The organism is Allobosea eneae, from assembly GCF_042657265.1.
Classification (GTDB): Bacteria; Pseudomonadota; Alphaproteobacteria; order Rhizobiales; family Beijerinckiaceae; genus Allobosea; species Allobosea eneae.
In genome coordinates, this window is sequence record NZ_JBHSLW010000076.1 from 1 (window position 1) to 17,095 (window position 17,095).

At 66.4% G+C, this 17,095-nt stretch carries 26 protein-coding genes and 1 pseudogene; 5 read left to right on the forward strand and 22 right to left on the reverse strand.

Features of this window, described 5'->3' with window-relative positions; genetic code table 11:
• The 18 genes and pseudogenes from ACFPOB_RS27590 to ACFPOB_RS27675 form a co-directional block, all read right to left on the reverse strand.
• Nucleotides 1–247 (reverse strand): annotated as a pseudogene (locus tag ACFPOB_RS27590) (MT-A70 family methyltransferase); the annotation flags it as partial.
• Nucleotides 244–573, reverse strand: coding sequence for a LexA family protein (locus tag ACFPOB_RS27595; RefSeq protein ID WP_377801463.1), 330 nt, complete (start codon nucleotides 571–573; stop codon nucleotides 244–246). The pseudogene ACFPOB_RS27590 and the gene ACFPOB_RS27595, both read right to left, overlap by 4 nt.
• Nucleotides 570–890: a hypothetical protein gene (locus tag ACFPOB_RS27600; RefSeq protein WP_377801464.1), complete on the reverse strand. Its 321-nt coding sequence runs from the start codon at nucleotides 888–890 to the stop codon at nucleotides 570–572. The genes ACFPOB_RS27595 and ACFPOB_RS27600 overlap by 4 nt, the downstream gene beginning before the upstream one ends.
• The gene (locus ACFPOB_RS27605) at nucleotides 887–1,579 is read right to left on the reverse strand and encodes a DUF7168 domain-containing protein (protein WP_377801465.1); all 693 of its coding nucleotides are present in this window, start codon (nucleotides 1,577–1,579) and stop codon (nucleotides 887–889) included. The genes ACFPOB_RS27600 and ACFPOB_RS27605 overlap by 4 nt, the downstream gene beginning before the upstream one ends.
• On the reverse strand, nucleotides 1,576–2,391 hold the full coding sequence (locus ACFPOB_RS27610) for a hypothetical protein (protein ID WP_377801466.1): 816 nt from the start codon (nucleotides 2,389–2,391) through the stop codon (nucleotides 1,576–1,578). The genes ACFPOB_RS27605 and ACFPOB_RS27610 overlap by 4 nt, the downstream gene beginning before the upstream one ends.
• Nucleotides 2,388–2,657: a hypothetical protein gene (locus ACFPOB_RS27615; RefSeq protein ID WP_377801467.1), complete on the reverse strand. Its 270-nt coding sequence runs from the start codon at nucleotides 2,655–2,657 to the stop codon at nucleotides 2,388–2,390. The genes ACFPOB_RS27610 and ACFPOB_RS27615 overlap by 4 nt, the downstream gene beginning before the upstream one ends.
• Before the next feature lie 10 nt (nucleotides 2,658–2,667).
• The gene (locus ACFPOB_RS27620) at nucleotides 2,668–2,991 is read right to left on the reverse strand and encodes a hypothetical protein (RefSeq protein ID WP_377801468.1); all 324 of its coding nucleotides are present in this window, start codon (nucleotides 2,989–2,991) and stop codon (nucleotides 2,668–2,670) included.
• The gene (locus ACFPOB_RS27625) at nucleotides 2,988–3,218 is read right to left on the reverse strand and encodes a hypothetical protein (RefSeq protein WP_377801469.1); all 231 of its coding nucleotides are present in this window, start codon (nucleotides 3,216–3,218) and stop codon (nucleotides 2,988–2,990) included. Before ACFPOB_RS27625 ends, ACFPOB_RS27620 begins: the two co-directional genes overlap by 4 nt.
• 2 nt (nucleotides 3,219–3,220) lie before the next feature.
• Nucleotides 3,221–3,592, reverse strand: coding sequence for a hypothetical protein (locus ACFPOB_RS27630; RefSeq protein WP_377801470.1), 372 nt, complete (start codon nucleotides 3,590–3,592; stop codon nucleotides 3,221–3,223).
• A gap of 8 nt (nucleotides 3,593–3,600) precedes the next feature.
• A complete protein-coding gene (locus tag ACFPOB_RS27635; RefSeq protein ID WP_377801656.1) occupies nucleotides 3,601–4,188 on the reverse strand; it encodes a DUF3164 family protein in 588 nt (195 codons plus the stop codon).
• Nucleotides 4,189–4,288: 100 nt separating this feature from the next.
• Nucleotides 4,289–4,789, reverse strand: coding sequence for a helix-turn-helix domain-containing protein (locus ACFPOB_RS27640; protein WP_377801471.1), 501 nt, complete (start codon nucleotides 4,787–4,789; stop codon nucleotides 4,289–4,291).
• A complete protein-coding gene (locus ACFPOB_RS27645; RefSeq protein WP_377801472.1) occupies nucleotides 4,786–5,199 on the reverse strand; it encodes a hypothetical protein in 414 nt (137 codons plus the stop codon). The genes ACFPOB_RS27640 and ACFPOB_RS27645 overlap by 4 nt, the downstream gene beginning before the upstream one ends.
• A gap of 3 nt (nucleotides 5,200–5,202) precedes the next feature.
• Nucleotides 5,203–5,439, reverse strand: a complete 237-nt coding sequence (locus ACFPOB_RS27650; protein ID WP_377801473.1) for a hypothetical protein — start codon at nucleotides 5,437–5,439, stop codon at nucleotides 5,203–5,205.
• On the reverse strand, nucleotides 5,439–5,822 hold the full coding sequence (locus ACFPOB_RS27655) for a transcriptional regulator (RefSeq protein WP_377801474.1): 384 nt from the start codon (nucleotides 5,820–5,822) through the stop codon (nucleotides 5,439–5,441). The genes ACFPOB_RS27650 and ACFPOB_RS27655 overlap by 1 nt, the downstream gene beginning before the upstream one ends.
• Complete coding sequence (locus ACFPOB_RS27660) at nucleotides 5,819–6,436, reverse strand: hypothetical protein (RefSeq protein ID WP_377801475.1); 618 nt, start codon at nucleotides 6,434–6,436, stop codon at nucleotides 5,819–5,821. Before ACFPOB_RS27660 ends, ACFPOB_RS27655 begins: the two co-directional genes overlap by 4 nt.
• On the reverse strand, nucleotides 6,433–7,182 hold the full coding sequence (locus ACFPOB_RS27665) for an AAA family ATPase (protein WP_377801476.1): 750 nt from the start codon (nucleotides 7,180–7,182) through the stop codon (nucleotides 6,433–6,435). Before ACFPOB_RS27665 ends, ACFPOB_RS27660 begins: the two co-directional genes overlap by 4 nt.
• 64 nt (nucleotides 7,183–7,246) lie before the next feature.
• On the reverse strand, nucleotides 7,247–9,418 hold the full coding sequence (locus tag ACFPOB_RS27670; protein WP_377801477.1) for a DDE-type integrase/transposase/recombinase: 2,172 nt from the start codon (nucleotides 9,416–9,418) through the stop codon (nucleotides 7,247–7,249).
• Nucleotides 9,415–9,609 (reverse strand): hypothetical protein, encoded by a 195-nt coding sequence (locus tag ACFPOB_RS27675; RefSeq protein WP_377801478.1) that lies wholly within the window; start codon nucleotides 9,607–9,609, stop codon nucleotides 9,415–9,417. Before ACFPOB_RS27675 ends, ACFPOB_RS27670 begins: the two co-directional genes overlap by 4 nt.
• Before the next feature lie 108 nt (nucleotides 9,610–9,717).
• Here ACFPOB_RS27675 and ACFPOB_RS27680 point away from each other — a divergent pair, with 108 nt between their 5' ends.
• Nucleotides 9,718–10,092, forward strand: coding sequence for a hypothetical protein (locus ACFPOB_RS27680; protein WP_377801479.1), 375 nt, complete (start codon nucleotides 9,718–9,720; stop codon nucleotides 10,090–10,092).
• A gap of 12 nt (nucleotides 10,093–10,104) precedes the next feature.
• Here the strand turns inward: ACFPOB_RS27680 and ACFPOB_RS27685 are convergent, their stop codons facing one another.
• A complete protein-coding gene (locus ACFPOB_RS27685) occupies nucleotides 10,105–11,061 on the reverse strand; it encodes a ParB/RepB/Spo0J family partition protein (protein WP_377801480.1) in 957 nt (318 codons plus the stop codon).
• Nucleotides 11,061–11,309 (reverse strand): helix-turn-helix domain-containing protein, encoded by a 249-nt coding sequence (locus ACFPOB_RS27690; protein WP_377801481.1) that lies wholly within the window; start codon nucleotides 11,307–11,309, stop codon nucleotides 11,061–11,063. Before ACFPOB_RS27690 ends, ACFPOB_RS27685 begins: the two co-directional genes overlap by 1 nt.
• A 120-nt stretch (nucleotides 11,310–11,429) precedes the next feature.
• Here ACFPOB_RS27690 and ACFPOB_RS27695 point away from each other — a divergent pair, with 120 nt between their 5' ends.
• Complete coding sequence (locus tag ACFPOB_RS27695) at nucleotides 11,430–12,125, forward strand: XRE family transcriptional regulator (protein ID WP_377801482.1); 696 nt, start codon at nucleotides 11,430–11,432, stop codon at nucleotides 12,123–12,125.
• A gap of 32 nt (nucleotides 12,126–12,157) precedes the next feature.
• Entirely contained in the window at nucleotides 12,158–12,505 is a 348-nt protein-coding gene (locus ACFPOB_RS27700; RefSeq protein ID WP_377801483.1) for a hypothetical protein, read from the forward strand.
• A gap of 28 nt (nucleotides 12,506–12,533) precedes the next feature.
• On the opposite strand, the gene ACFPOB_RS27705 is transcribed toward ACFPOB_RS27700, so the two are convergent.
• Entirely contained in the window at nucleotides 12,534–12,869 is a 336-nt protein-coding gene (locus tag ACFPOB_RS27705) for a hypothetical protein (protein ID WP_377801484.1), read from the reverse strand.
• 248 nt (nucleotides 12,870–13,117) lie between these two features.
• Here ACFPOB_RS27705 and ACFPOB_RS27710 point away from each other — a divergent pair, with 248 nt between their 5' ends.
• The gene (locus ACFPOB_RS27710; RefSeq protein ID WP_377801485.1) at nucleotides 13,118–13,381 is read left to right on the forward strand and encodes a hypothetical protein; all 264 of its coding nucleotides are present in this window, start codon (nucleotides 13,118–13,120) and stop codon (nucleotides 13,379–13,381) included.
• A gap of 353 nt (nucleotides 13,382–13,734) precedes the next feature.
• On the opposite strand, the gene ACFPOB_RS27715 is transcribed toward ACFPOB_RS27710, so the two are convergent.
• Nucleotides 13,735–15,003 (reverse strand): cell wall hydrolase, encoded by a 1,269-nt coding sequence (locus ACFPOB_RS27715; protein WP_377801486.1) that lies wholly within the window; start codon nucleotides 15,001–15,003, stop codon nucleotides 13,735–13,737.
• A gap of 403 nt (nucleotides 15,004–15,406) precedes the next feature.
• Between ACFPOB_RS27715 and ACFPOB_RS27720 the strand changes: the two genes are divergently transcribed.
• Nucleotides 15,407–17,080: an acyl-CoA dehydrogenase family protein gene (locus tag ACFPOB_RS27720; protein ID WP_377801487.1), complete on the forward strand. Its 1,674-nt coding sequence runs from the start codon at nucleotides 15,407–15,409 to the stop codon at nucleotides 17,078–17,080.
• Nucleotides 17,081–17,095 lie beyond the last annotated feature (15 nt).

The window sequence follows — 17,095 nt, forward strand, 5'->3', positions numbered from 1 at the left end:
GCCGGCGACAGAGGCTGATCTGCTGATCGATCATGGGGTGCGTGGCCCAGATCCAGTAGAGGGCATCGCCGCGGCCGAGGTCGGCGATCGGGAAGGCCGCGCACTGCTCGATGGACAGCGTTGTGTAGTGCGCCTCCGGTGCCTTTTGCTTCTTGCCGGCCTCGCTCCACGCCTCGAAGCGCCATGGGAAATCCACCATGACGAAGTCGAACGACATCGGAGTAAGGTCGCCGAAGCGCCAGCTCATCCCCGCACCTGCCGCTCGAGGAACTCATCGACCGCCTGGGCGATAAGCTGGTCGCGGCTCTTGCCGGTGATGCGCGCGAGCAGGGAGAGCCCGGCCTCCATGGGCTTCGTCATGCCATCCTCGACCAGTGCGATCGAGCGCTCGCGGTTGCGGATCATCCGGATATGTCCGCGCTCCGCCAACGCATGGACCATGCGATGGGCGTTGCTCTTGACGATGCCCAGATGCGCCGCGATCTCCTCGTATGACGGCGCGACCTGGCCGGCCCCGAGGCGCTCGCGGATGAAGGCCAGGCAGTCGGCCTGGCGCGGCGTCAGGCCCATCATCGCGTCGGCCCTCCCGCCTTGGCGATCGCCTCGCGTTTCGCGAGCTCGATGCACATCTGCGCCATCGTCTCGCCATGGCGGAGCACGGCTTCGCGGGCCTCGGCCGGCAGCTTCAGGAAGGCTCGCATCTCGTCGGCGTACTCCTTCAGGGCCTCAAGCGAGCGGGCGGCCGCATTGAGCCGTTCGATATCTCGCTTGCCGAACTGCACGCCGCGCAGCTCCTTGATCGCCTTGCCGTCGTTCAGCGCGCGCTGGCGCGTCTCGGCGAAGCGCACCGACTCGATCTGTTCGGCGAGCGAGATCCTCGGGCCGGTCATGAGCGGTCCTCGATCGCCAGCGGCGCGGCGGAGCCGCCGACGCCGTGGTGCAGACCGACATCAGCGCCGGCGCGCCAACCGGCGCTGCCGGCGCCGGCATAGCGTTCCTTCCGATCCTTCAGCGGCACAAGAACGGCACCCGGCTCACGCTTCGCCAGGGCCTGCTTCGCTTCCTGCCGCGCGGCCTCGTTCCGGACCGGCTTGAACAGCTCGCCAAGGCGGACGGACAGGCGCAACACCATGCCGTCGACGAAATCGGCCGCTGCGGCGCGCCGGGTCGAGAGCTTGCGGCGACGGGCATAGAACGGCGTTGTCTTGAACTCGCGCAAGGCGCGGTCGACAGCGCCGAAGCAGACATCGCGCAGATAGGCGGCGATATCCGGACCGGGCTCGCGGCCGACGAACAGGATGTCGCCCTGATTGCTGCGGATCAGCATGGCGCAGTTGGTATAGAAGGCGATCGCGGCCGAGAGCTTGTCGCGCCAGGTCGTACGGTTTGTCGTTCGGATCGAGCTGTCGGGCGCCGTCGCCTCGGTCATCTCGATCTCGGCCTGGTCGAAGCCGTGCTCCGCCATCAGCCGGGCGGCTAGCGCGGCCGCAGCCATAGCCTCGGCTTCGGTGCAGCCGCTGGCCTCGGTCTTCGCCTGCAGGGCAGCGATCTTGCCGCGAAGGCGCTCGCGCGGGCTCATGCCTCGGTTCCCGCTTCGCGCAGCAGCTCGCGCAGACGACCCTTCGAGGCTGCATCGAGGGCGCGCTTGCCACCCCAGATCGTCTTAACGACGAGGTCGAGCTGCGCCAGCTTTGGCCTCATCTTGCAAAGCCAGACATCGACGACCTTGACCTCTCGATCATCATCGCCGTCCTTGGGGTCGTGGGTCGCAGCAAGCAGCGCCTCCATCGTCAGCTCGGTACCGCGATAGAGCGCCTCCAGCATGCGAGCCTCCGCAGGCTGGAACTTCACGCCGCCGACCTCACGGGGAAAGTTCTCGGTGACGCCGAGCGCCCGCAGGATTTCGCGATTGCCAGCTTCAAGTTCGGCAGCCGGTATCTGCACCGGCTTCGCCTTCGGCGATACGGCCGGCGGCTGCCCAGGCGCGGGAAGCGCTAGGCGACGGCCGAACTCTATCGGCACCTCAATCAGCAGGCGCTTGCCGATGGCATCGAGATAATACTCCGGCTCGGTCGCGGTCTCGCCAGCGACGATGCCGGGCGGCGGCGCCATGCGCAGGAGCAGCGTCTTGCCGTGCGGCGCGGACGCGGCCTCGAACGGTCCCTGATCCTTCGCCTTGATGAGGAGCAGGCGCTTCGGCGCATTCCAGCCGATCTCGAAGCGCGGGCCGCCGATTTCCGCCAGCACCTCGGCCTTGAACGCAATCTGCAGCTTCGCCGGCGTCGTCGCCTTGAAAGTGACGAAGGAGAGCTTGACGTCGGCCTTGAGCTTCGGCGCCGAAGGAACGAGCGCCTGGAAGGTGGTTTCGTCGAGATCGTCGAAGGCGCTCATCCGAACATCTCCATGAGTTCGGGTTGCTGGTCGGGCGCCGGCGGGGCGCTGCGGGTGGTGACGTCGCTGCCGGTCCGGATCTCGGGGGCGCCGGCGTAGACGCGCAGGACGTGCTGGGCGCAGTAGGAGGTCGGCCAGATGGTGGCGGCGCCGCAGACGCGGCGGCCGCCGAAGATGTCAGGCCGCTCGCCGCGGCGTGGCACGACGGCCTCGCAGACGATCCAGCGGCATTGGTCGAACTGGGCGCGGGAGAGGAGGACGGACACCGATGCCCCCTCAGTTCAGCGCGACGCCGGCGGGATCGAACGATCCATCTGGGCGTCGATGGTGATAGCGATCGGACAGCGACAGGATGTAGTCGAGTCGGCGCCGCAGCGCGTCCGGTGTCGGCATGGTCGGCTCGATCGTGCCGGATAGGACTGCGCTATCGAGCAGGGCCACTGCCGCCATCAACGACGCGTCGACCGTGACCGTCACCGCATTGAGCGGGCCGAATTCGGGGGTCAGCACGTTCGTCAGCGTCACCAGCGTTTCGGTGTTCGCCAGCGCAAGCTTGTTGGTGAGCGCGACCAGGCGCGCCTTGTCGGCTTCGGTCGTCATGTCGTTTCCTCGGGAAGAAGCCGGCAATCGGCCGCCGGCACGATGAAGATCAGTCCGTCATCGGCGCGGACGCGCAGATGCGAGCAGCTGGACGGGCCGACGACGCGGGCCTTGAAGGCGAGCTCGCCCAGCTCGTGGTCGAAGGTGCGGACCCCGACGAGGGCCTCCCGGGCGAAGTCGTCGACTGGCCCGGGTTCGTGGCTGAAGGTCTTGCCGCGGAGCCACATGGTCAGGCCTCCGCACGGGCCTGCCGGCGCGCGAGCGTCATTAGCCTGCCGGTGATCGAGTTGGGCTTTCGGCCGAGGCAGCGCCCGATCTCGCTGTCCGTCGCCCCGTTGAGCGACATCTGCTCGATGATCTTGTCTTCCTCGGCCGTGAACCCGCGGACGATGTGGTTGCCGCGCTTTACCGCAACGACGGGGCGGAAGGCGTCGCGAGTACGTGTTCCCTGGGGCGGTTCGATCGCATGGCGTAGGCACTGCCAGGCGATCGCGCCGGGAGATTTGCCCATCGCTTCGGCGATGCGCTTTACCGACCAGCCGCGGCGCTCACGCAGGTCGGCGAGCTTCTCGATGTCGATGCTGCTGCGGGGTGATGCCATCGCCCACCTCACGCCGCCGCGAGATCGATAGTGACCGTTTCGAAGCGGTCTTGCGGGCGCCGGCGCTGGTAAAAGCGGACATATTCCTTCGTGCCGGTGACCCGGATCGCGTCGCGGATCGCCGTCATCGCCCGCGTCCAGCGCTCGTCGCCGATGTCGAGCTTCAGCAGCAGGAAGAGGTTGGCCTTGTTGATCTGGCCTTCCCTCTCGACGGCGAAGGCGCGTGAGACGATGGCGCGGATCTCCGGCCGGCTGTCGGCTCCCCATTCGACCAGACATTCGTCGATCAGCGCCTTGGCCTGCTGGAGCTGCGGCCCGAACTCGATCAGGTCGGCGATCTGGACCTTGACCTGCATCAGCCCGTCGACCGTCTGGAAGGTGACGTTGCCCTTCTCGCCACCAGCGCGGGCGCCGTAATCCTGCTCCAGCAGCTGCTGGAAGCCGTTGAGATCGGCGAAAGTGTGCTCCTTGAAGCGGGCGACCTGGGCCGAGAGATCGAGCGCGAAGGCCATGACCTTGCGCACCATCTCGTCCTCGAGCTTGTCGGCCGGCTTCACCAGCTCGACCGGGACGAGCCGACCCTTTGCGTCGCGCATGTGCGGCTGGCCACCGACATCGACGATGCCGCTAGCGACGGTGGGTGCCTGGCGGGCCAGAGAGGTTTCGTTCTCGCTGCCAGGCAGGGAGGAAGCGTTGTCAAGCTGCATGAGCGGTCTCCTCGGTTGAAGGTTCGGAAGGGTCGCCATCGGCCTGCTCGACGATGAGACGGGACATGGCGACGATCTCGTAAGTCGAGACGCGGACGGCCTCGCGCTCGGGCGCCGAGAGCACGCGCCGGGCGGTGGCGAGCGGGTCGATCGTGACGGCGAAGCGCAGCAAGCCGGCGCGCTCGAGCGCCTGCAGCGTGCCGAGGAGCGCGTCCGTCGACAGGCGGAAGCTCTCGCTCGTGGCACGGAGCTCCTCGGCCCGGCGTTGGCCGTGGATGACCATGGTGTGGTCGCGACCGCCCGAAAGGCGGCCTACGGCGCTCGGACCCAACGACGTCATCTTGCTGGCGAGCCACCAGCAGGCGTAGCGGAGATGGACCCGCTCATCGGCGCCGGCGCGGCCAGCAACCATGATCTCGTGGTGGGTGATGCCGGCGACGGCGCCGACTGCCTGGACAATCATGTCGAAGGTGACGTGGCGCTCGCTCATGCCGCGTGGCCTCCGTCGTCGCGGCCGGCCGGACGTGGCGCCCGCGGGAAGCTGACGACGTTGCTGTCGCCGATCGGCATGGCGAGAGCGGCAAGGCCGGGTCTCAGGACATGCACCGGCCCGACGCCGTCCAGCTGGCGCTGGATCTGCGCCTGCTGGGCCCTCAAAGCCTGTTCGAGCGAGGGCGAGGCGGCGGCACTGGCGACGATGTCGAGATCGCGGGCAATCGCCTCCATCTCGTCGGCATCGGCGGCGCGCTGCTCGAGGTGCTCGGCCTTTTCGGCGAGCAGGCACAGGGACACCGTGAGATCGCGGCAGGCGTCGATCGTCGGACGCTGGTGGGAGGCGACATAGGTGCGGAAGAGGTTACGCAGCTCGCGCAGATCGGCGGAGAGAGGCTTTGCCTGCATGGCTCAGCCCTCCCGGCCCGGCAGCGCCGGAACGCGGCCGAGATGGCGAGCGTGGCGGACCGCCTCCTCGCGATCGAGCTGGGCGAAGCCGATGGCGCCGGCCAGGCTGGCGCAAGTGCCCGCGATCAGCACGAAGGCGTAGACCTCCGGGTTCCTGACGAAGTGCAGCATCGCGCCGGCGACGAAGCCGCCGAGCGGGACGAGGCTGATGCAAACGAGCTTGAAGGCTGATCGGAACATCAGGCGACGTCCTTCTGCTGGCGGTTGGGGCAGACGCGGCAGGCATGGAAGAGCCGGGCGCGGGTCGAGTTCGTCGCCGCGAAGGGCTTGGCCTGCTCGGAGAGGCAGCGATCGCGACCGATCTCGTCCAGGATCGGGCACATGACGGTCTCGCCCATCAGCGCGCCGCGGATCTTGGCGAAGAGCTTGTCCTGGTCGCCCGCCTGGTACTTGTTGGCGAGCACGTAGGAGATCGTCGCGTCGGAATAGCCGAGCTGGCGGGCGACGGCGCGCGAGGTGCGGGTCTTGCAGGCCTGTGCCAGCACCGCGACCTCGACCGGCATCGCCTCGCCCCAAGCCAGACGAGCCTTCTCGACCTGATCGACATGGGAGGAGCGGTTCATGCCGCCCTCCCGGCCAGATCGTTAAGGTTAACGGCCTGCTCCAAATTGCGATCGTAGAGGATGGTGCCGCCGGCCAGCGTCGCGGGCGCCTTCGGGCCGGTGTTCTTGGCCGGCAGCAGCCGCCAACGGGCAATCAGGCCGGGATGGGCACGATGCCCGACTTCGGCGAGATAGCCCGCGCCTGCGAGCGTGCCGACATATTCGCGGGCACGCTTCACCGTCACCGGCACGGCGTCGGTCGAGGCAGCCACGGCGAGCTCGCGGATGGTGAACTGGCGGAGCGCCCGGATCGCGGTCCAGAGCTGCTGAGCCCGGCGGCCGCGATCGTCGGCGAAGTCCGGCCGGCGCTGGACCGGCGCCGGAGCGCGGAGGTCGCGGACCTTGTAGATGTTGGCCTTGCGGTTCTTGATCGTCGGCTGGTCGCCGACGAGAGCGATATGGCCCTGCTCGGCGCAGAACAGGACGTAGTCCTTGATCGTCTGGCGCGAGCGGCCGTTGCTGGCCTTGTGCACGTCGGTGATGGTGAAGCCGCCGCGCCGGCTCATCGCCACCATCTCCTTCCAGTAGTGCAGCGGGCCGCGCGGCAGGGCGGCGGTGGGTGCGGTGCGCTTCATGCCGCCCTCCGGCTGCGCGCCGGCGGCTCGCCGGTGTAGAACTGGTCATCCGGGAAGCCGTCGAGCTCGGCGACGGCATGGATGCGCGCCCATTCCACCGCCTTTTCGAGGTTCACGGTGATGCGGCGGGCGCGGCCACCGGATTTGCGGCGGTTGCGCTCCAGGAAGGCCTCGGAATAGCGCAGCGCCGCAGGCACGAAGAGCTTGGCGAGCAGCTCGGTGTCTTCCAGGTCGCAGGGCTGGGCGGCGACCCATTCGAGCACGCGGTTATGGGTGCGCTCCGAGCGCTGGAGCTTGCTCGGCAGCTCCTCCTCCCCGATCAGGATGATCGGCACCTGGGTGGCCTCGTGGATCTCGCGGATGATCTCGATGAAGCCCTTGTCGACGGCCTTGTCGGCCTCGTCGATCAGCAGCGGCGGGTGGCCGGGCTCGGCCAGCCGCTCGATCGCCATCTCTGTCAGGCGCGGCACGGTGCCCTTGGGATCGTGGACGCCGAGCTCCTTCATGATGGCCCGGATCAGGGTCAACCGGGTCCAGCTGTCGCCGATCTCGACGCGCAGGGCGTTCTTCCTGTTCTGGAGATAGATCGCGGCAAAGGTCTTGCCGAAGCCCGAATAGCCGTTGAAGACGCCGAGACCGGGAAGATGCGGCGGACGCTCGATCAGGCGCTCGGCCAGCGTCAGCATCGCGGCGACGTTCTTCAGCGGCGCCAGCGATCCCTTCGGCTTGTAATCTGGTGAACTCATCGTATCCTCGTCGTTGATCTGATTGATCTGCCCCGGTTCGCCGCGGCTCTTTTTTGGGCGGGGCCTAACGCAACGCCGCCTCTCCGAAATCCTCCGCAAGCGCCTTCTCCGAGCGGTACTCGGCGCTGGTGCGGTAGCTGCCGAGCCAGAGCGCATCCTCGGTCGCGACTTGGTCGCCGGCGGCGATCGCCGCCTCGATGCTGAGGGCGCGCCGGAAGCGCTGGCGCGCGGTCTCCTGCGGGCGCAGCTGCATGACCTTCGGCTCGGCCGGGGCCGCAGCCGGCGATTCGAGCAGCTCGCGATGAACTTTCGCCGCGGCCTCCGAGAGCGGGGCGGCTGGCGGGGCTTCACCGCGGCGCAAGGCCGCGACCTCGGCGCCGGCGTCGAGCGCCGGAGTGCTGTGCGGTTCGGCGCGCTGCGGGAAAGCAAGCAGGTTGCCGGCGCGGGCTGCCGCCTGCGCCAGCCGATGGTCCAGGACGGTGCGGTCGGTGACGCGCTTGGAGCGCAGCATGGCCTTGGCCTCGGCCATCTGCTCCTCGACCATGCGGGCCTGCATCGCCTTGCGCTGCGCCTGCAACTCGACAGGGTCGACACCAGCGAGCTCGCCGTTGACGGCGCGCCCGAGCGGACGGTCCAGGCTCTCATCGGCGAACAGCCAGATCGTGCCCTTGTCGGCCGGATCGAGCATGACGAAGACGCGCTCGCCGGGCAGGATGCCCATCGGCTGGTAATGGAAGCCGTTCACCCTGACGCCGCTCTTGCCGACCGTGCGATACCCGTCGCCATCGGGCGCCTGCATCAGCAGCGCCGCCAGTGTGTCGGCATCGACGGTGCGAATCGAGCGTGTCGAGGACGCCACCTTGGCGAAGGGCGTCATCTTGCCGATGCCGCCATGCTCGTGATGGGCGTAGATGTCGGCCGCCCAATGGTCGCAGATCGCCTGCAGGGCCTCGCCCGTCAGGGTGACGTTGAAGGCGTCGTTTTCCTGTCCGAGACGCTGCGAGAAGGCCTTGCGCCCCTCGATCTTCTTGCGCTGGGCGACATTGTGGCCGACGAAGCCCGGCAGCATGCGGGCACAATCGGTCTGGAATGTGCGGATGTTGCGCTCGACGACGCCCTTCTGCCAGGGCGAGAAGGCATCGGAGCGGATGGCCTCGATCTGCAGGCGGGCGAAGAGCCGGACCGTGGCGCGGGCGACGAAATCCGAGCCATTGTCGGTCTTCACCGCGTCCGGCACGCCCCAGGCGAGGATCGCCTTGCGCATCAGCAGCTGCACGGCTTCCGAGCGCGGCGTCTTCGAGACGAACAGGATGATCCGGCGCGACCAGTAGTCGATGCAGACATAGATCGAGTGGCGGCCGTCGACGCACATGGCATCGACCGGCGAGGCGTCGATCTGCCAGAGCGCGTTCAGGTGCGGCGCCAGATGCGCGTAGGAACCGGAGACCTTCATCTTTGAGCGGAAGCCGTCCGGGTCCATCATCTTGAGGAGGCCGGCGGCGTATTCCTGCTTCCAGGCATTGAAGCGGATTTCAAAGGCCCGCTGGCCGGGGAGCGGAATGCCAGCCTGCTCAAGGCGCGCTTCGAACTCGCCCTTCACCGCCCCGTAGATGTGGCTGGCGGTATAGAGGTCGTTGAGCGAGTGCACGGCGATGGCGAAATGCTTGATCTCGCCGTCGAAGGCGGCATCGAGCACGCCCTGGCCGCGCCGTCCGGCGCCGCGGTCGACCGCAAGGCGGCTGGTTTCACCGTTGCGAGAGGCCGAGAGCCAACGCAGCAGCGTGCGGGTAGACAGCCGCGGCAAGACAACGGCGGCCCAGGCGGGAACCTCGACCTTCCCGAGATTGTAGAGGTCGACGAAGTAGCTGATCGCCAGCGTCTGCTTCATCTCCGACGTCCGAACGAACGCCCTGAGCGCGCCGAGCACGGCCAGGCGCGCATCGAGCTGCAGGGTGGCCGCGCTGGTCGAGCCTGCGGCCGGCTCTGGCGCGGCCTGGAGCGCCTCGCCGGCGGCAGGAGCCGGTGCCTCAGCGCCGAAATAGGCCACACGTGCCGCAACCGGCAGCAGATTGACATGGTATTCAAGCCCGCCGCCGCGGCCGGAGCGCTGGCGGCACAGCGCCGAGAAGCGAGCCCAGTCCTCGCGCTTCGCCAGCTCCACGACGTTCTGACGCGTCGTCGGCATGCCGGGCAGGGCCAGATCGGCGAGTTCGGAGGAGGTCAGCCAGAGCTTCACGTCAGACGCTCCAGCCGGAAGCTGGCGATCCAGGCACTGCGGATTTCGCCATTGAAGAGCCAGGACACTTCGAACTCGACGTGTCCGGCGCGGAAGAGCACGCCAATCACGGTGGCGCGCAGATCCTTGTCGCCGTCGATCCTGACGATGTCGCCAATCTGAAAGCGAGAGACGAAGCCGGAGGCGCTCATGCCACACCTCCGCAGGCGCGACGCGCGGCGAGATCGGGGGGATTGACCCCGCCGCGCGTGCTTCCGCCATGATGGGAGACACGACTCACCCCATCGGAGGAACTTGGAATGAGCGACGACTGGCGCGCCGCGGCCGCAGAGCTTGATCGTGAGCTGGTCGCGGTGCAGCACACCGCGTACGGTGCTTTCTGGCCAGCAACAGCTGTCGCCCTGGCGCTGATTGACAGCGGAGTGCTCGATAAGGCGAAACTGATGGAGATCATTGACGATCTCCATGACGTTGCGACCGCTTGGGCGGAGCCAGGGTACGGCGAAGACGCGACGCAGCAGCTCGAGCAGATGCGACAGCTTCTGGAGGGGGAAGCCTGGGCCTCTGGCCAGGTTCGCCCGCTGCTCCGAAGATTATTGAACGCAGAGTTTCTGAGAGCGGCTCTGCGGCCAAAATCTCCTCCGCCCGGTCACGAAGAATCTGAGAAGCGATGAAGCGCAAGCCGCTCATTCCGCACCGCCCTTCTTGGACTTGCTGGGCTTTGCCGGCGGCGTCATCGCCGAGATGCGGGCCGCAACCATGGAGGCAAGCGCCTGCAGGTCTGTCAGCGACATCCGCATCAGCATCGGCTCGATGCGGGCGAGAGGGCGATCCGCCTCGCGGACGGCGCCGCCCTCGGGCACCATGCCAGCAGAAACCTTGGCCGTGGCGAGATTGGCGGCACGGCCCTCGGCGATCTCGCGGGCGACCTTCACCTGATCTGCTGGATCGAGCTCGGCAAGCGCTTGCAGCTGCGCCTGGTTGTCAGCGACTTTCGTGCCGCGGATCAATGTGACGGCGTCGGGCGAAAGCTTGCCCGCGAGCTCGCGGGCGCGGCGGATCGAGCGCTCTGCCAAGCCAGTGCGGCGGGCTGCCTCCTTGGAGAAGGCCGACCAGTTGGCCAAGTTGGCCAACTGATTTTTCTCCCGCCATTTCTTGGATTTCCGATCGCCGCCATTGCGGGCGTCGGCGTTCTGCGCCTCGTGGATCTCGGCCAAGCGGCCGATGAAGACATTGCGGTCCAGGATCGTCAGCTCGGCCCGGATCAGATTGGCGTGGATCTCATGCTTGCGCCGCTCGCCAGCCGTCTGGCGTCTGACAATGACCTTGATCCGATCCCAGCCGAGCAGTTTGGCTGCTTCAAGCCGATGCTCGCCATCGACGAGCACCACGCCATTCGTGCCATCGTCTCTCACCGAGACGGCAATCGGCTGCTTTTGCCCGGCATAGGGATCGGCGGGCGTCGCCCCCTCTGCAAACGAGGCCGCGATCGCCTCAACGATGTCGCGATCGACCAGCCGCAGTCGGTCTTCGATCTCGATCGCGCCGATGTCGATGAATGTGAAGTGTTCCAGCTGCGTCGATGCAGCAATGGCGGGAACCTGATCTGCTGGCCGGTCACCGAGGTTGAGGACGTCGCGCATCAGGCGGCCCTCGTCGCGTTGATCACGCCGATCCGATTGCCATCCGCGTCGTAGAATTGGGGCCAGATGACCTGACGAGGCACCCCGAGCGCCTCAGAAATGAGGTCGTTCACTTTCGGGTAAGGACGCTCAAGGCCACCGTAGACGGTAAACCGGCTGATATTCGCCTTCGTCGCGATCTCGGACGCAGTCAGGCCGCGTTCTCGCAGCTCGAACAAGATCCGTTGCTTGGTCCAATTGATCGCCATGGGCTCATCCGATTCGTCACGCCGGATTTGGCGTGTTAACCACACTTGTGCGTGCCGCTTGTGGGCAAACTGCCAAATGTGGGAAGCCCCGTCAACCCGAATGTGATCAAGATGCCGAATATGAGCGATCAGCTCGCCGAATTTGCGCAACGACTGACCCACGTCGTGAATGGCAAGGGAGGGCTAACGGCCGTCTCTGCCGGCTCAGATGTGCCCTTGAGCACCCTCGGTCGCTATGTCCGTGGCGAGAGCGAGCCATCGGCGTTTCGCCTTGCGGCAATCAGCCGGTTCTGCGGAGTGTCTGTCGAAGAACTCGTATTTGGGGCCGAGGCATACCCGAAATTGACAGCCGGGTTCATCGACGCCCCTCAGAATTGGGGTTCAGATTCGAGTGATGACCCCGACGTTGTGATGATTCCGCTGCTCGAGGTGATCGCGTCCGCAGGCCCAGGCTATGAGAACGCGCGGCCTTATGAGCTGAAGCGACTGCCATTCCCTCGCACCTGGCTGCAACGGCTGGGTCTTCCAGAGAAGTATGCTCGCTTCTTAGGAATTGATGGCGACAGCATGGAGCCGACGATCATGGATGGCTGGATCGTCCTGGTCGACATCCGGCCCAAGCACGCACGTGCCGATGGAATCTATGTTCTGGTCGACGGGCCAAATGTCAGGGTGAAGCGCGTCGCGATTGGGTGGCAGAACGCGATCGTCCTGATCAGCGACAATGAGCGATACCAGTCTGAGACACTGTCACCGCCGGATGCTGAAGCACTTCAGGTCGCAGGACGGGTAGTTTGGGCGGGGGGAGAGATATGACGGGGGAGCGTAGGATAAAAGCGATTCTGGTCATGCTCCTAGTAGTCACAAGCGCGACTGCGCAGGAACGGCATCCGCTTCTGGTAAAGGCCATCGAGCTCGGTGCTGCAGGCAGTGTCGTCGCCCAGAAATGCCAGGGCCTCGCGCTGAATCCCGCGGTGACCGGGCAGCTTCTGATCGCGATCGGCTTAGCCGGCCTAACGGATCAGCTCGAGCGCATCACCGAGGCCGAAATCACAGCTTTGGCGGAGAATTCGATCTCCACGCATTGGCCTCCTGAGCGTCTGGAAGAGCAGTGTTCTGCCGCGGCCAAGATGACGATGCCGAACCCGGTTAAATCCGGCGAGACCATTCCGCTGTTCATCCAATCCACTAAATGAACGGCGGCCTTTCGGCCGCCGTCCAGCTTCAAGCGACCTTCAAATCGCGCTCATCCAGATCGGGACGCTCGAAATCAGCTTCATCTTCGTCTCGCAGCCCATCGACCCCGGCCGGCAACTTGCCATGCCGGGCGATGATGACGGCGTCCTCCCAGTCGCCGGTCGCTGGGCTGCCGGTGCGGTAGAAGGCAACGACCCCGGCGCGCAGCGGCTTGTAGCGCTCGACGAGCCGCATGGCGTGGTCGCGATCTCTTGCGGGCATCGGATCGTCGGCTGAAATGCCGTTGCGCCCCGCGACCCGATAGGTTTGAACAACGTAGTACGTCAGATTCTCGACGGTCTCCTGCTTCTTTCTGTTACGCATGAGCACTCTCCTGATCGCCCAGGTCTCAGCCGCCCGGGCTGGCTCAATCAAAGCGCGCATATGAGAACAGAACAAGAACATTTTTGACAGATTCTGTCAGCTGTGGAATCCTTGGATAACGGCCGAGCTATGCATGAGCCCGAAGGGCAGGACTGGAATGAAGCGGCGCGCCAGCGAAGCGGCCGCTCCCTGCTCTGGCTCGCGATCACCGGCCTTTCTGGGGTTCTGATCGGGCTGCTCTCCAGGCGATGGCTGACTATGTGACAGTGCTCGATGCGATGGTGGACGGGCACGAGCGGCTCGAGGTCAGATGTACGACTTGCAGGGTGACCCATCATATCCCCTGGCGGCTGATGCGCGGCGTCCTCAAAGCCGATCGCCTCGACGAGCTGCACAAGCGCCTGGTCTGCAGGAAATGCGGCGAGCGGCCGGCGCCGGAGGATGTCTGCATTCCCGAGCCGGTGCGGTTTCCGGGTGGGCCGCTGTACGGGCCGAGCACGAAGGGCGTTTGAAGAGCGGTTTCAGCGTGACAGTTCAAGATCGGGCACGAAACTCGATCTCTGGGCGCACTCGTTTGAAATTGCTTCGTTTTTCCTAACTGTCACGCTGAACTGCGCCACTCAGGAAAATCGTGACAGTTCGGCGGGCCGCGGCGACGGCATTTCAATGGGTTAGCGGCTGACCAGATTTCTGGCTTTCTGGCTTTCCCGATTTCTGCTGCTCAAAACTGCGAAGTATCAAATGGCACTAAACGCGCCGCCCGCCGCCGACTAACACATTGCAGCGCTGCGCTTTTCCGGCTGGTCCCGCCTAATCCCGGTTAATCCCGCTCATTGCCATGTGATTGTTCGTTTCACAGTTCGTCTTATGTCTGCCCCGGCCGCAGCTTGTAGAAGACGTGCCGGCCGATCGTGTCCATCTTCTTCAGCTTCCGCGCCCAGTACGGACGAACGTAGTCTGCGTGGTAATGCGTGGAGGCGCCGACTTCCGCCAGATAGGTCGTGCCGTCATAGACCTCGCGGGCGATGCGGACCGCGTCGCGCCAGGGCCCGGGCTCGGTGATGCGCAGCGACTTGCCCTCGCAGGCGAAGGTGAACTGGCAGGCGAGATGGCGGCTGGCGTTCTGGTAGACCGCGCCGCAGACCGTGTTCGGGTAGAGCCCGCTCTTGACCCGGTTGAGCACGACCTGCGCCACTGCGGCGCGGCCCTGCTCGCCCTCCGAGCGCGCCTCGAAATAGACCGCCTCGGCCAGGCAGCGCTGCTCCTTGGCCATGTTCTCCGGCGCGATCAGGCTCGTGTAGATCTGCTTCTCGTTGGGATCGACGGTGCGCAGGTCGGTGGCCGGCGCGCGCTCGGACTTGGCGATCCGGCTGCGCGATTTCGGCTCGGCAGCGACGGGAGCCATCTGCATCGGCGTCGCCGAGGCGCCGCCAGCGAGGCCAGTGGAGGTCGGTGTGCTGGAGGACTGGCCGAGCGCGGCGGGAACCGTCGGCGTCGCGCCGTCGAGGTTTTCCGGAGTGAGTTCGCCGTTTCGCGGCGCGGCGGCGCTCTTGGGCACCGCGGCCGGCGAGGATTCCGACAGGGCCGGGTCGGTGACCCCCTCGTCGCGCAGGAAGGGCTCGAAGCCGAGCGGCGGCTCCTCCGGGCTTTCTTGCGCCTCGAGTGAAAAACCGCCTGAGATCAGCCCCGGCTGGGTGTCGCCGAAGACGACCCGTTCGAGCTCGCCGGGCGGGCCGTTGCGGGTCAGCGTCGGGCGCAGCGATATGATCGGGTCACCCTTGCTGCTGCGGTCGACCTGCGGGAAGGCGCTGGCCGAGCGCTTCATGTCCTCGCGCGGCTGGCGCGGATCGATCGCGAAGGTCCGCTCGGGCGTTTCGAAGGAGAGGCGCGCCGGTTGGATGAGGCGGGCATAGGCACGCTCCGGCAGATTGAAGGCGCTGGCGGCGACGAGCAGCGACGGGCCGTCCGCCAGTTCGGAGAGGGGCCCCGGGGCCGTGCGCGCGATCAGCGAGCCTGGCGGGCCGAGTGGGGCGGGATTCTGGCCGGCCGAGGCGGTGAAGGAGACCAGCATGCCGGCCGAGAGCGCCCAGGGCGCGACCGTCGCCAGCGCCCAGCGCAGACGCTGCCAGCCCACTCGCTTCGATCGCCGACGCAGACGCAACTGACCCAGGCCCTCATATCAAGAAGACGAAAGCGGAATGGCCGCAAATCCGGATGATGCAAATTCGCGACAGTTCGATAATCCCTTGTCAGGGTTGAAGGCGGGTTAACGCGGCGCCGCCGATGGCCTCGGCCGGTCGCAGGGACGGGCACTCACAGCCCCTCATCCTGAGGAGCAAGTACAGCTTGCGTCTCGAAGGATGCTCCAGTGAGTTGGGGAGCCTCCTGGAGCATCCTTCGAGACGCCATTCCCATGGGAATGGCTCCTCAGGATGAGGGCTGGGGGATCGATGGGCTTGTGCCAGCCTTCGCCAAAAGACGGCTTTCGCGATCGGCGATTCTTCCCTTATGCTGCGCCGCAACAAAGGGAGAGAGACATGACCGCCACCGCCCTGAAGGCCGATTCCGAGGTCAATGCCGTAGCGCTGATCGCCGCCGCCTTGCCCGGTTTCGAGGCTCTGCTGGAGGAAGCGGTCGCCGCCGTCAGGCAGAAGGTACTGCTCGACGGCCGGATTTCCTCGGCCAAGCTCGAGCAGGAGCAGCACGCCGCCCATGGCCTCTCCTGGCTGGCCACCTATGTGATGGCGCTGCGCGAACTCAAGGCCTATGGCGAGCGCCTGCAGGCCGAGGATCGCTATGGTGCGATCGAGGACTACGCGATCCGGATCGGCGCCGGCGAATACGCCGCCCAGATCTTCGGCGGCATCCCGATGAGCCAGGGCGAGATCGTCCGTCTGCCGGCGCTCGGCCTCACGGCCAAGGCCGTCGCCGCCGCCTGCTCGGACGCCGCCGAGCAACTGATCGCCGAAGGCAACACACCGGAAAACCGCGCCCGCTTCGTCGCCCTGTTCAGCCAATCGCAAGGCCTCGCCAGCGTCGGCGATCCCGGTCTCGACGAGACGCTGGAAGCGATCCGCTCCGAGATGCGCCGCTTTTGCGAGCAGCAGGTCACGCCGCATGCCCATGAATGGCATCTTCAGAACGAGTACATCCCGCTGCCGGTGATCGAGCAGATGGCCGAGCTCGGCGTCTTCGGCCTGACCATCCCCGAGGAGTTCGGCGGCATGGGTCTGTCGAAGGTCTCGATGTGCGTCGTCTCCGAGGAGCTTTCGCGCGGCTATATTGGCGTCGGCTCGCTCGGCACCCGCTCCGAGATCGCCGCCGAGCTGATCCTGAACGGCGGCACCGACGAGCAGAAGGCCTATTGGCTGCCGAAGATCGCCTCCGGCGAGATCCTGCCGACGGCGGTCTTCACCGAGCCCAACACCGGCTCCGACCTCGCCTCGCTGCGCACCAAGGCGGTCAAGGACGGCGATACCTGGAAGGTCTACGGCAACAAGACCTGGATCACCCACCCGGTCCGCGCCGACATCATGACGCTGCTGGTCCGCACCGATCCGGACGCGCCGGGCTATCGCGGCCTCTCCATGCTGATCGCCGAAAAGCCGCGCGGCACCGATGCCGAGCCGTTCCCGGTCGAGGGGCTGACCGGCGGCGAGATCGAGGTGCTCGGCTATCGCGGCATGAAGGAATATGAGCTCGCCTTCGACGGTTTCGAGGTCAAGGGCGAGAACCTGCTCGGCGGCGTCGAGGGCCAGGGCTTCAAGCAGTTGATGCAGACTTTCGAGGCCGCCCGCATCCAGACCGCGGCGCGCGCGCTCGGCGTCGCGCAATCGGCCTTCGATCTCGGCCTGCGCTACGCCCAGGAACGCATCCAGTTCGGCAAGCCGCTGATCGCCTTCCCGCGCGTCGCCGACAAGCTCGCCATGATGGCGGCCGAGCTCGTCATCGCCCGCCAGCTCACCTATTTCGCCGCCCGCGAGAAGGATGCCGACCGGCGCTGCGATCTCGAAGCCGGCATGGCCAAGCTGTTAGGGGCCCGCGTCGCCTGGGCGGCGGCCGACAACGCCCTGCAGATCCATGGCGGCAACGGCTTTGCGCTGGAATACCCGGTCAGCCGCGTGCTCTGCGACGCCCGCATCCTCAACATCTTCGAGGGCGCGGCCGAAATCCAGGCGCAGGTGATCGCGCGCAGGCTGGTGGAGGGGTGAGGTGAGGTCTCTGGC